Source organism: Paratractidigestivibacter faecalis (genome assembly GCF_003416765.1).
Lineage (GTDB): Bacteria > Actinomycetota > Coriobacteriia > Coriobacteriales > Atopobiaceae > Paratractidigestivibacter > Paratractidigestivibacter faecalis.
Map to the genome: position 1 here is coordinate 859,403 of NZ_QSNG01000001.1, position 12,366 is coordinate 871,768.

General features: G+C 66.8%; 12 protein-coding genes. 2 read left to right on the plus strand and 10 right to left on the minus strand.

The genetic code is table 11. The annotated features are described in order from the left end of the window. Positions 1-54: 54 nt before the first annotated feature. The 10 genes from DXV50_RS03715 to rpsP all read right to left on the minus strand — a co-directional run bounded on the left by DXV50_RS03715 (position 55) and on the right by rpsP (position 10,185). Positions 55-1,101, minus strand: a complete 1,047-nt coding sequence (locus DXV50_RS03715; protein ID WP_117204852.1) for a deoxyguanosinetriphosphate triphosphohydrolase — start codon at positions 1,099-1,101, stop codon at positions 55-57. Positions 1,102-1,179: 78 nt separating this feature from the next. After that, entirely contained in the window at positions 1,180-3,945 is a 2,766-nt protein-coding gene (gene ppdK / locus DXV50_RS03720) for a pyruvate, phosphate dikinase (protein WP_117204853.1), read from the minus strand. Between the two features lie 236 nt (positions 3,946-4,181). Next, a complete protein-coding gene (locus tag DXV50_RS03725) occupies positions 4,182-4,583 on the minus strand; it encodes a kinase/pyrophosphorylase (protein WP_117204854.1) in 402 nt (133 codons plus the stop codon). A gap of 73 nt (positions 4,584-4,656) precedes the next feature. Further along, positions 4,657-6,753, minus strand: coding sequence for a glycine--tRNA ligase subunit beta (gene glyS, locus DXV50_RS03730; RefSeq protein WP_117204855.1), 2,097 nt, complete (start codon positions 6,751-6,753; stop codon positions 4,657-4,659). Continuing rightward, positions 6,754-7,665, minus strand: a complete 912-nt coding sequence (locus tag DXV50_RS03735) for a glycine--tRNA ligase subunit alpha (protein WP_117204856.1) — start codon at positions 7,663-7,665, stop codon at positions 6,754-6,756. 44 nt (positions 7,666-7,709) lie between these two features. Continuing rightward, positions 7,710-8,261, minus strand: coding sequence for a signal peptidase I (gene lepB, locus DXV50_RS03740; RefSeq protein WP_117204857.1), 552 nt, complete (start codon positions 8,259-8,261; stop codon positions 7,710-7,712). Beyond that, positions 8,251-8,994 carry a tRNA (guanosine(37)-N1)-methyltransferase TrmD gene (trmD, locus tag DXV50_RS03745; protein WP_117204858.1) on the minus strand — a complete coding sequence of 248 codons (744 nt, stop codon included), beginning with the start codon at positions 8,992-8,994 and terminating at the stop codon, positions 8,251-8,253. Before trmD ends, lepB begins: the two co-directional genes overlap by 11 nt. Beyond that, complete coding sequence (locus tag DXV50_RS03750) at positions 8,991-9,518, minus strand: ribosome maturation factor RimM (protein WP_117204859.1); 528 nt, start codon at positions 9,516-9,518, stop codon at positions 8,991-8,993. The genes trmD and DXV50_RS03750 overlap by 4 nt, the downstream gene beginning before the upstream one ends. 6 nt (positions 9,519-9,524) lie before the next feature. Further along, a complete protein-coding gene (locus DXV50_RS03755) occupies positions 9,525-9,818 on the minus strand; it encodes a KH domain-containing protein (RefSeq protein WP_117205977.1) in 294 nt (97 codons plus the stop codon). A 16-nt stretch (positions 9,819-9,834) separates the two neighbouring features. Next, the gene (gene rpsP / locus DXV50_RS03760; protein ID WP_117204860.1) at positions 9,835-10,185 is read right to left on the minus strand and encodes a 30S ribosomal protein S16; all 351 of its coding nucleotides are present in this window, start codon (positions 10,183-10,185) and stop codon (positions 9,835-9,837) included. Between the two features lie 242 nt (positions 10,186-10,427). Between rpsP and DXV50_RS03765 the strand changes: the two genes are divergently transcribed. Both DXV50_RS03765 and DXV50_RS03770 read left to right on the plus strand, forming a co-directional pair. Next, positions 10,428-11,105, plus strand: a complete 678-nt coding sequence (locus DXV50_RS03765) for a response regulator transcription factor (protein WP_117204861.1) — start codon at positions 10,428-10,430, stop codon at positions 11,103-11,105. A 36-nt stretch (positions 11,106-11,141) separates the two neighbouring features. Next, positions 11,142-12,362, plus strand: coding sequence for a sensor histidine kinase (locus tag DXV50_RS03770; RefSeq protein WP_117204862.1), 1,221 nt, complete (start codon positions 11,142-11,144; stop codon positions 12,360-12,362). Positions 12,363-12,366 lie beyond the last annotated feature (4 nt).

Here is a 12,366-nt window from a genome sequence, read left to right on the forward strand (position 1 = left end):
CCGCAAGAGTTCAATTAGAAGAGCGTACCAGAGGAGCGGCTGGCAAAGGACGCCTCAGGAGACGCTCCACACGCGCGGCACGAAGAGCTCCTCGTAGGTCTTGATGGCGTAGCGGTCCGTCATTCCGGAGACGAAGTCTGCCACCTGGACCTCCGGGGCGTCGGCGTCATGGAGCCGATACTCCCCGGGGACCTCGTCAAGGTGGGCGCAGAAGTGCGAGAAGAGCTCCTCGAGGAGCCGGCTGGCCTTGGGCTCCTCCCACTTTGCCTCGCCCTTCGAGTAGATGTTCGCAAAGAGGAAGGACCTGAGGGCCATCATGGAGCGCCACACCTCCGGGGTCATGCCCACCTCGCTCGTGGCCTCCGTACGCTCGACCACGTCCCTGACCATGCGCTCGATGCGCTCCGAGGAGGAGTGGCCAAGGACCTCGCAGGCATCGGTGGGGAGGTCCTCCTCGCAAAGGAGCCCGGCGCGCTTGGCGTCGTCGATGTCATGTGCCACGTAGGCCACGCGGTCCGCCAGGCCGACGACGCGCCCCTCCGCCGTCATGGCGCGAAGGCCTCCCGAGTGGCAGCGGATGCCGTCGACCACCTCCCGGGTGAGGTTGAGGCCGCGGCCCTCGCGCTCAAGAAGCTCCACGATGCGGGCGCCCTGCTCGTTGTGGGCAAAGAGGCGTCGAGAGACTCCCTCCTCCGGGTCGATCCCCCGCCAGCGGGCAAGGCAGCGCGAGAGGGCCCGCTCCCCCTCGTGGCCAAAGGGCGTGTGGCCGAGGTCGTGCCCCAGGGCAATGGCCTCCGTCAGGTCCTCGTTGAGCCCGAGCGGCCTCGCGATGGATCGAGCCACCTGGGCCACCTCGAGGGTGTGGATGAGCCGCGTGCGGTAGTGGTCCCCCTCGGGGGCCAGAAACACCTGCGTCTTGTGGGCAAGCCGGCGGAAGCTCTTGCTGTGGAGAATGCGGTCCCGGTCGCACTGGAAGCAGGTGCGCAAGGGGTCCGGCTCCTCGGGGGCGGTCCTTCCCGGGGACTCCACGGACAGGCGCCCGAGCGGGCCGAGAAGGACGCGCTCCCTCTCCTCGAGGTCAACCCTGCTGACGAGTGCCATCGTGCCTCCAAATAGCAGGACGGGGCAGAGTGCCTTGGCACCCCGCCCCATCGTGTCTAGAGCATGCAGTCCTTAGGGCTAGGCGAGCTTCTGGGCCCCGCCGTTGGACTTGATCTTGGCCTGGGCGGCCGCAAGGCGGGCGATGGGCACGCGGTACGGCGAGCAGGACACGTAGTCGAGGCCGAGGTCATAGTACATCTGGATGGAGTCAGGGTCTCCGCCCGTCTCGCCGCAGACGCCGCAGACGATCTTCTCGTTGGCCTGGTGGCCACCCTCGACGCCGAGCTTGACGAGATTGGCGATGCCGGGGTCGAGCGTCTCGAACGGGTTGGCCTTGAGGATCTTCTTGTTGAGGTACAGCGGGATGAAGGCGCTCTCGACGTCGTCGCGGGAGTAGCCAAAGCCCATCTGAGTGAGGTCGTTGGTGCCGAAGGAGAAGAAGTCGGCGTACTTGCCAATCTCGTCGGCGGTAACGGCGGCGCGCGGAATCTCGATCATGCAGCCCACGGGGATGTGGAGCTCGACGCCGGTCTGCTCGGAGACTCCGGCGATGACGCCCTCGATCTGCTCGCGGACAACCTTGAGCTCCTCGACGGTGCCGATGAGCGGGACCATGATCTCGGGCCTGGGGTCAAAGCCACGCTTCTTGAGGTGCGCGGTAGCGGACGCGATGGCGCGAACCTGCATCTCGGTGAGCTCGGGGTAGACAATGCCCAGGCGGCAGCCGCGCAGGCCGAGCATGGGGTTGGCCTCCTGGAAGGAGTCCAGTCGGGCGAGAAGGTCACGACGGGCCTTGAGCTGGATGTCGCTCTCGCCACGGTCCTCGGCGTGGGCAAGCTCGACGGCGTAGTCGCGCGGGTTGTCCAGGAACTCGTGCAGGGGCGGGTCGAGCAGGCGAACGATGACGGTCTTGCCGTCCATGGCCTTGAACATGCCGAGGAAGTCGTCGGTCTGAACCTTCAGCAGCTGGCCGAGAGCCTGCTGCTTGGCGCCGGTGCGGTCGGCCAGGATGAAGGACTGGATGATCTCCTTGCGGTCGCCCAGGAACATGTGCTCGGTGCGGTCGAGGCCGATGCCCTCGGCGCCGAAGTCGCGGGACAGCTGGGCGTCCTCGGGGTTGTCGGCGTTGGCGCGGACGCCGAAGATGCGGCCGCGGGAGGCGTCGCGACGAATCTCGTCGGCCCACTCGAGGATGGTCTCGAGGTCGCCGGTTAGCTCGGGGCGCACCAGGGGCACGGCGCCCAGGATGACGTCGCCGGTGGTGCCGTTGATGGAGATGATGTCGCCCTCGTGGAGCACGACGTCGGTGCCGGAGACGGTGACCTCCTTGGCCTTGGCGTCGATCTTCAGGGCCTCGGCGCCGCAGACGCAGGGGGCACCCATGCCACGGGCGATGACGGCGGCGTGGCTGGTCTTGCCACCGTGGCTGGTCAGGATGCCCTCGGCGGCGACCATGCCCTTGAGGTCGTCAGGCGTGGTCTCCCAGCGGACGAGGATGCAGGGCTGGTCCTTGTTGGCGCAGTGGACGGCCTCCTCGGCGGAGAAGACGACCTTGCCCACGGCGGCACCCGGGGAGGCGTTCATGCCCTTGGTAAGGACCTTGAAGTCGGCCTTGGGGTCGAACTGCGGGTGCAGGAGCTGGTCGAGCTGGTCGGGGGCCACGCGCATGACGGCCTCCTCGCGGGAGATGGCGCCCTCGGCCTCGAACTGCATGGCGATGGCGAGTGCGGCCATGGCGGTGCGCTTGCCCACGCGGGTCTGGAGCATCCAGAGCTTGCCCTGCTCGATGGTGAACTCGATGTCCATCATGTCGTGGTAGTGCTCCTCGAGCTTGACGAAGATCTCGTCGAGCTGCTTTCCGGCCTCCTCGAGGCCCGGGACCGTCTTGAGGTCGGCGATGGGCTCGGTGTTGCGAATGCCGGCCACAACGTCCTCGCCCTGGGCGTTGACCAGGAAGTCACCGTAGAACTCCTTGGTGCCGTCGGCGGGGTTGCGGGTGAAGGCGACGCCGGTCGCGGAGGTCTCGCCCTTGTTGCCAAAGACCATGACCTGGACGTTGACGGCGGTGCCGAGGTCGTCGGAGATCTTGTTCTGCTTGCGGTAGATGATGGCGCGCTCGTTCATCCAGCTGCCGAAGACGGCCTCGATGGCAAGGCGCAGCTGCAGCTTGGGGTCCTGCGGGAAGGCGGCGCAGCCATCGACCGTGACCTCGGGGTGGGCCTGGGAGTCGACGTTGACGGCGAAGATCTGCTTGAAGGTCTGGGTGAGGTCCTTAAGGTCCTCGGCGGTGAGCTCGGTGTCGAGCTTGACGCCCTTCTCGGCCTTCTTCTCGTTGATGGCGTCCTCGAAGAGGTCACCTTCGACGCCCATGACGACGTTGGAGAACATCTGGACGAAGCGGCGGTAGGAGTCCCAGGCAAAGCGATCGTTGCCGGTCTGCTCGATGAGGCCGTTGACGGAGACGTCGTTGAGGCCGAGGTTGAGGACGGTGTCCATCATGCCGGGCATGGAGAACGGGGCGCCGGAGCGGACGGAGACCAGCAGCGGGTCCTTGGGATCGCCGAGCTTCTTGCCCATGCGCTCCTCAAGGTTCTCGCGAGCGGCGTCGATCTCGTCCAGGACGCCGTCAGCCCAGGTGTTGCCGGCGTTTGCGTAGGCAACGCAGGTCTGGCAGGTGATAGAGAATCCCGGAGGAACGGGAAGGCCGATCTTGGCCATCTCGGCAAGGTTGGCGCCCTTGCCGCCGACGATCCACTTTGCCTGGTCGACGGTCTCGCCGGCAGGCTCGGTGGCGTTGACGCCGTCAATGCCGGCGCCAAAGCGGTACACGTGCTTTTCAGCCATTTTGTCCCCTAAGCTACTTTGAAACCCGACACGCGCTTTGCGTGCACTCACAACACGGAGCCGAAGGGGCCTGTCCCCTTGCGGCACTCAGTCATGGTAGCAACGAGAATTCAAATGAGCCCCAGCTATCGGCCGTATGGCACGTGTCAGTAGGTGAACGGGGGCAGACGAGAAAAAATCCGGCCCCCGCGGTTGCGGGGGCCGGACAGGTAGTAACATGAAACCGATTTGGCCGATTACTTGGCCTCGGCGTCCGGGTTGAAGGTGGCGCCGATCGCGTGGCTGGGCTCCTCGCCGGTGAGCGTGGAGAGGATGGTCACGGCAGGCCCCAGAAGGTCGATGGAGGGAATGCCGCGTCCGTCAAGCTCGCGCCTGATCTCTCGCCTCAGAATGCCGTTGGCAAACGTGTGGAACACGGCCGTGGGCCTGGACTCGTCGTAGTTCTCGTCAAAGAAGGCGCGGACCTCGTCCACGGACTTGACGTTGGGCACTCGGACGATCTCCACCGAGCCGTCGCCGAACTGCGCGGCTGCGGCCATGACGACGGCGTTTGCCGTCTCGCCGCGAGAGTCTGACAGGACGTAGATGAGCGGGATGATCCCACCGAAGATGTCATCATCCAAGTCAAGCTTAGCCATGGCGTTCCCCCTGTTTGATCGATGCTGGAGGCCTCGGGACCCCGTGGCCTCCAGCTAACCTTAGCGCACGAACCTACTTCTTGCGAGAGAGAGCCCCGATGTTCGCAACGTCAGCAAAGACGGATGCGAAGCGGTTGAGAAGCCGCAGGCGGTTCTCCCTTACCCTAGTGTCCTCGTCCATGACAAGGACGTCCTCGAAGAATCGGTCGATGGGCTCCCTCAGCTCCGCGAGTGCGCTGCAGGCGCCCGCAAAGTCGGAGGCCTCCACACAAGCCACAACCTTCTGCTCGCCCTGCTCGCAGGCAGAGAGCAGCGCGCGCTCAGACTCGCCGAGAAGAGCCGCGTCCACCTCGCAGCCCAGGGAGGCGTCGGCGAGGTTGTGGGCGCGGGCGTAGGCCGTGGCAAGATCGTCGAAGAGCTCGGGCTGCTCGGAGCGGGCGGCGTCCAGGGCCTCGGCGCGGGCCAGGAACTCGGCGGGGTCGATGACGCCCACGGAGGAGACGGCCTCGATGGCGTCGGGAGCCACGCCCTCCTCCTTGGCGATGGCGGCAAGGCGGCCGAGGAAGAACTTCTCGACGTCGGCCTGTACGGCGGCGGCGTCAAACTCCAGCCCCTGCTCGGCGTAGGAGGAGAGGGCCAGGGCGATGAGGTCCTTCAGGTGGACCGAGGGCATGGCGCGCAGCATGGCGATGATGCCGATGGCTGCGCGGCGGACGGCGTAGGGGTCGGAGCTGCCGGTGGGCGGCTCGTCGATGGCAAAGATGCCGCAGGCGGTGTCGAGCTTGTCGGCGATGGCGACGCACTTGCCGCAGGTGCCGCTGGGCAGCTCGTCGCCGGCAAAGCGCGGGCGGTAGTGCTCGCGGATGGCGGCGCACACGTCGTCGGGCTCGCCGGCGGCCTCGGCGTAGTAGCCGCCCATGACGCCCTGCTGGCTCGTGAACTCGACGACGGCCTGCGAGACGAGGTCGGCTTTGGCGAGGTGGGCGGCGCGGACGGCGTTGGAGACGCCCTGCTCGTCCTCGCCGGCAGCCTGGGCCACGGCCTTGGCCAGGCGCTCCATGCGGCCCACCTTCTGGAGCGTGGTGCCGAGCTTCTCCTGGAAGGTGACGATGCCCAGACGCTGGACGAACTCCTCCATCGGGCGCTTGAGGTCCTCCTCGAAGAAGAACTTGGCGTCGTCAAGGCGCGGGCGCACGACGCGCTCGTTGCCGGAGACCACCGTGGCGGAGACCTTGGGGTCGGCGTTGGAGACGATGACGAACTCGCGGGTCAGCTTGCCATAGGCGTCAAAGATCGGGAAGTAGCGCTGGTTAGAGAGCATGGACTCGCAGATGATCTCCTGCGGGACCTTGAGGAACTCCTCGTCGAAGGTGCCGACGAGCACCGTCGGCCACTCGCAGAGGTTGACGACCTCGTCGAAGGTGCGCTTGGGGGTGTCCACGCGGCAGCCGGGGCGGGCGGCCTCGACGTCGGCGATCCCCTTGCGGATGACCTCCTCGCGGCGCTCGGCTGAGAGCACGCAGGCGGCCTCGAGGACGGACTCGTAGGAGGCGGGGTCGGCGACGACGTGCTCGCCGGGGCCAAGCACGCGGTGGCCGCGGGTGACGTTGCCGCTCGTGACGTCGGCGTAGGTCACCGGCACGACCTCGGAGCCCAGGAGCGCGCAAATCCAGCGGATGGGGCGCACGAAGGTCTCGTGCTCGGAGCCCCAGCGCTGGGAGCGGTAGTTGGGCCACTCGATGTCGGCGATGACGTCATGGGAGAGCTCGGAGAGGATGGGCATGGCGGGCTTGGATGGCACGCTCTTCTGCGCGAAGACGTAGTCGTTGCCGTCCTCGGCGGTGCGGACCTTGAGCTCGGAGGCCTCGATGCCGCACTTGCGGGCGAAGCCGGCGGCTGCCTTGGTGGGGTTTCCGTCGGCGTCGAAGGCGATCTGGGCCTTGGGGCCGCGCATGACCTCGTCGATGGCCTCGGTGGCGACGGCCACGTCGGAGACGATGGCGGCCAGGCGCCTCGGTGAGGAGACCACGCGCACGCTGCCGTGGGAGAGCCCCGCGGCGTCGAGCCTCTTCTGGACCAGCTTGGGCAGCTGCTTTGCGGCGTTCATGAGCGGCGCGGAAGGCATCTCCTCGCAGCCGATCTCGAGCAGGAAGTCAAGGGTGTCCGCCATCTAGGCCACCTCCCCCTTCTTGGTAGAGTCATCCGACTTGCCGGCCACCTCGGCGAGATAGCACTCGCAGCAGGCCTTGGCCACGCTACGGACGCGCAGGATGTAGTTGGCGCGCTCGGTGGCCGAGATGGCGCCGCGGGCGTCGAGGATGTTGAAGGCGTGGCTGCACTTCATGACGCAGTCATAGGCAGGCAGCGGAAGCTTGCGCTCCAGGCAGGAGTGGCACTCGCGCTCGTAGTCGTCGAACTTCTGGCGCATCATCTCGACGTTGGCGACCTCGAAGTTGTAGGCGGAGAACTCCACCTCGTTCTCGTGGAAGACGTCGCCGTAGGTCATGGGCGTACCGTCGGGCAGGTAGGACCAGATCAGGTCGTAGACGGAGTCGACGCCCTGCGCGTACATGGCGATGCGCTCGAGGCCGTAGGTGATCTCGACCGGGACCGGGTCAACCTCGATGCCGCCGACCTGCTGGAAGTAGGTGTACTGGGTGACCTCCATGCCGTCCATCCAGACCTCCCAGCCAAGGCCCCAGGCGCCCAGCGTCGGGCTCTCCCAGTCGTCCTCGACGAAGCGGACGTCGTGCTCGGCGGGGTCCAGGCCGATGGCCTCGAGGGAGCCGAGGTAGAGGTCCTGGGAGTCCGTCGGGCAGGGCTTCAAGATGACCTGGAACTGGTAGTAGTGCTGCATGCGGTTGGGGTTCTCGCCGTAGCGGCCGTCGGCGGGGCGGCGGCAGGGCTGCGGGTAGCAGGTGCGCCAGGCCGCGGGGCCGAGGCTCCTCAGGGTGGTGGCGGTGTGGAAGGTGCCGGCACCGACCTCGGAGTCATACGGCTGCATGACGGTGCAGCCCTTGTCGGCCCAGTAGTGCTCCAGGGCCAAGATCATGTCCTGGAAGGTAAGCGCGTTTTCGTTCATGGCAGCCCTTCTCTTGCGATGCTGTTGCGGCCGGGGCCGTGGGGTCAGAGCGTCCCCACGTCCTGGAGCGGCCAGTAGATGAACAATGCCCTCGATGTTACCGCTTTGACGCTCACGGGACCGAAGTAGCGGGAGTCTGCGGAATTGGTGCGGTTGTCGCCCATGACGAAGACGCAGCCGGCCGGAACCACGTACGGGTACTGGATGCCCGCAGATCCCTCCATGTCCGAGAGCGAGTATGTGGGCTTGCCCTCGGTGTAGGCGGCCTCCTCGGCGACGCCGTCCACGTAGAGGACGCCGTCGCGAAGGTCAACCTGCTGGCCCTCGGTGGCGACGACGCGCTTGATGAGCGTGGTCGCGGGGTCTCGGGGACTGTCGAAGGTCACGACGTCCCCCTGCCTGGGGGGCTCGAACCTAAGGCTGATCTTCTCGCCGACGAGAAGGTCGCCGATCTGGATGGTGTCGAGCATGGATCCGGAGGGGACCTGGTAGACGCCCACCACGAAGGTCCTCAGCAGGACGGCGATGACCACGGCCAGGGCGACCGTGCCCAGAAGGCTCAGGATGGAGGACCCGCCACGCTCCCTAGAGGACATGGTCCCCCTCCCCCTCCATGACCACCCGCGCGAGCGCGAGCTCGTCGGGCGTGAGGTCGGCCCCCTCGATGAGGTCCGGCCTCCAGCGGGCGGTGCGCTCTACGGCGCTCCTGCGGCGCCAGGCGTCCACCTTGGCGTGGTCCCCGCCCAGAAGAACCTCGGGGACGTCCATGCCGCGGTAGCTGGCCGGGCGCGTGTACTGCGCGTACTCGAGCAGGCCGTCGGAGAACGACTCGTCCTTGGCGCTCATGGCATCTCCGAGCGCGCCCGGCAGCAGGCGGACCACAGAGTCGATGACCACCATGGCCGCGAGCTCCCCTCCGGTGAGCACGTAGTCTCCCAGCGAGAAGACGTCGTCGGCGAGCTCGTAGGCGCGCTCGTCCATGCCCTCGTAGCGCCCACAGACCAGAAGCACGCGCTCCTCGTGCGAGAGCGCCTCGGCGCAGGACTGGTCGTAGCGCCTCCCGCATGGCGAGAAGAACACGACGTGCGGGCGCGACCCCTCGGCGGAGAGGGCCTCGACGGCCTCGAAGATGGGGGCGGGCTTCATGAGCATGCCCTGGCCGCCGCCGAAGGGTGCGTCGTCGACCGTGCGGTGGCGGTCATGGGTCCAGTCGCGCAGGTCGTGCGCGGCAAAGTCGAGGATGCCAGCCCTCTGGGCGCGGCCCATGATGGAGGCATCCAGGTAGGGAGCAAAGACCTCCGGAAACACGGAGAGCGTCTCGAACCTCACCTGTCGGCACCTCCCTGGTAGAATCCCGCCGCGTTGACCGGGATGGCCCCCTTCTCGGGGACCTCCCCCACCACCTGGTCGATGACGGGAAGCAGGAGCTCCCCCTCGCCCGCGACGTCGATGACCCAGACGTCGTTGGCGGGGCCGACCATGACCTCGGCGATGGTGCCGGAAAGGCCAAGGCCCTCGTCTGAGACCTGGCGCCCGACGAGAAGCTCGACGTTTCTGAGCTCGAAGTCGTCGGGCAGGTCCTCCCGGCTGGCAAGGACGTAGCGGCCCACGAGCCCCTGCGCCCCGTCGATGGTGGTGACGTCGGCAAACGAGACGAGCTGTCCCGCTCGGCCGTCGTCGGTGGCCTCCTCGACCGTGTGCCAGCGGCTCCCCTTGAGCTGGGGAGGCACGACGGCCACCTTGAGGCCCTCACGCATAAGCGAGGGAAGGCCGTGAACGGGAACCGTCACGACCTCCCCTCTTCTCCCGTGGGTCTTCTCCACACGGGCTATGACTCTATAGCGCTCTCGCACCGTGGCCTAGCCTACGACCTCGACCTCGACGGCAGTGCCTACGCGCTGCCCAAGGGCGCGCGCGAGGGTCCTGATCGCCTTGATCGTGCGGCCCTTGCGGCCGATGACCCTGCCTGCGTCCTCCTCGGAGCACGTGACCTCGATGAGCGAGCCGCTCTCGCCATCGGTCACGTCAAGGGAGACGGCTGACTCGTCGTCGACAAGACCGCAGACGATGTACTCCACAAGGTCTGCGACCTTGTCGGAGGGCATCTCCTCGGCCTCGGCGCCCTCGAGCTCGCTGCTACCCGTGGTCTCCATCTGATCGACCACGCAGCTACTCGGCGTCGGCAGCCTCAGCGGCGGCCTCGGCGGCAGCCTCGGCGGCAGCGGCAGCCTTGGCGGCAGCCTTCTTGGACATCTTGGCCTTCTTCTCGGTGATGACCTCGCCGGAGCGGGCGACATCAATCAGGTGAGAGACGGCGTTGGTGGGCTGGGCACCCTTGGAAATCCACTCGTCAACCTTCTCGAGGTTGATGTCGATGACCTTCGGGTTGGTCAGCGGGTTGTAGCGGCCGACCTCCTCGATGTAACGGCCGTCACGCGGCATACGGCCGTCGGCGACGACGACGCGGTAGTACGGACGCTTCTTGGCACCGTGACGGGCCAGGCGGATCTTGACTGCCAAAGTAACTCCTCCAGACATGCGGCACACGTGGTTGTTAGGAAGGCTGTGCCGCTAAGCCACAAAACAGTTACCTATCATACGACTCTTCAATATGGCCGCAAGGTGCAGTTTTTGTGAACGGACGTGGTACGCAATGTGACGGGCAGGACGGCCTTCAGGCCGCTTTAAGTGCCGCGTCCTACGATACCTGAAAGCCCTTAAACCAAGAGCGCCCCAAGGGGGCCGGCAGAGGAGGTCCGAGCATGAACGTGCTTGTCGTTGAGGACGAGAGGAACCTAGCGGACGCCATCGTGCAGATCCTCGAGGACGGGTCGTACAACGCAGAGGCCGTCTACGACGGCCGCGCAGGCCTCGCCGGGGCGACAAGCGGCCTTTACGACGCCGTCGTCCTGGACGTCATGCTGCCCGGCATGAGCGGCACGGAGATCGTCCACGAGATGCGCAGGCAACAGGTCTCGACACCGGTCCTCATGCTTACGGCAAAGGCCTCCCTTGCCGACAAGGTGGAGGGGCTGGACGCCGGCGCGGACGACTACATGACCAAGCCCTTCGAGGCCGAGGAGCTTCTGGCCCGCCTGCGGGCGCTCACGCGGCGCCGCGGCGACGTGCTGCTTGACGAGGTGAGCTTTGCCGACGTGAGTCTGGACCTCTCGACCCACGACCTCTCCTGCGGCGAGCGCAAGGTGCACCTCTCGGGCAAGGAGTTCGAGGTCATGAGCATCCTGATGAGCTCGTCCGCGCGTGTGGTCTCCAAGCAGGACCTGCTCACGCGCGTCTGGGGCGCAGACGCCGAGGCCTCGGAGAACTCCGTGGAGGCCTACGTCTCGTTCCTGCGCAAGAAGCTCCACCACGTGGGCTCCAAGGTGCAGATAACCACGCTGCGCATGCTCGGCTACCGCCTTGAGGTCTTTGGGGACTAGACTGGGGCGACGTCGCCTAGACCCTGGGAGAAGGCCATGCTCAAGAGGCTCCGCCGCAAGTTCTGTGCCATAACGCTGCTGCTCGTGGGGCTCGTCCTGGTGGCGGCCCTCGGCTCGACCTTTGCCTCGGCCGTGAACACCCAAGGCGAGATCACACGCTCCATGCTGGAGAAGAGCCTGGAGCAGGGCTACGCGCAGCCCCCGACCCTTGGCGAAGGCGAGAACGCGGACCGCGCCTTCGTGGTGACGCTGGACGTGAGCGACGCCGGCGTGGTCCTCAGCAGGTCGGGCGCGGCCATCGAGGTCTCGAGCGACCAGATGGCCGGCGTCATTGCAAAGGCGATCCAGAGCCCCTCCGACTCCGGCCACAGCGAGAAGCTCCACGTGGCGTGGATGAAGCGCCAGACCGTCTCCGGATTCACGCTCGCGCTCTGCGACACCACGTCGCGCGACGGCGCCATAGCGCGGCAGCTCGGCATGGACGTGGCGATCTTCGTCGGCGCCATGGCGGCCCTGGCCGTGGTCGTCCGCATCCTCTCCAAGTGGGCGCTCTCCCCCGTCGAGCGTGCCTGGGACCAGCAGCGGCGCTTCATCTCCGACGCGAGCCACGAGCTCAAGACGCCGCTCGCGGTCATCTGCGCGAACTCGCAGATCCTTCAGCGGGACGCCTCCATTCCCGAGGGCAGCCGCAGGTGGGTGGAAAGCACGGCCGAAGAGGCCGACCACATGAAGGGACTGGTGGAGGACCTTCTCACCCTGGCGCGCGCCGACGAGGCAGCCGCGGGAACCACGGAGGACGCCCTGCGCCACGACGAGGTCGACCTCTCGTCGCTCGTGGACGAGGCGGCCCTGGAGTTTGACGCCGTGGCCTTCGAGCGGGGCTGCTCGATAGACTCGGAAGTGGCTGAGGGCATCGTCGTCAGGGGGGACGCGGACCAGCTCGGCCGCGTCGTCCGGACCCTTCTGGACAACGCCACCAAGTACGCGGAGCGCAACAGCCTGGTACACGTCCGCCTGACGCAGGCGGGCAGCCACGCCCAGCTCACGGTGGCAAACAGGGGGCCACTGATTGAGCCGGAAGACCTGGAGCACCTCTTTGACCGCTTCTACCGCACCGACAAGGCGAGGAGCCGCCAGGAGACGGGCGGCTACGGCCTGGGCCTTGCCATCGCAAAGAGCACGGTCGAGGCCCATGGCGGAAAGATCTGGGCGACGAGCGACGCCGCCGAGGGGACGTGCTTTCACGTCACGCTGTAGAGGG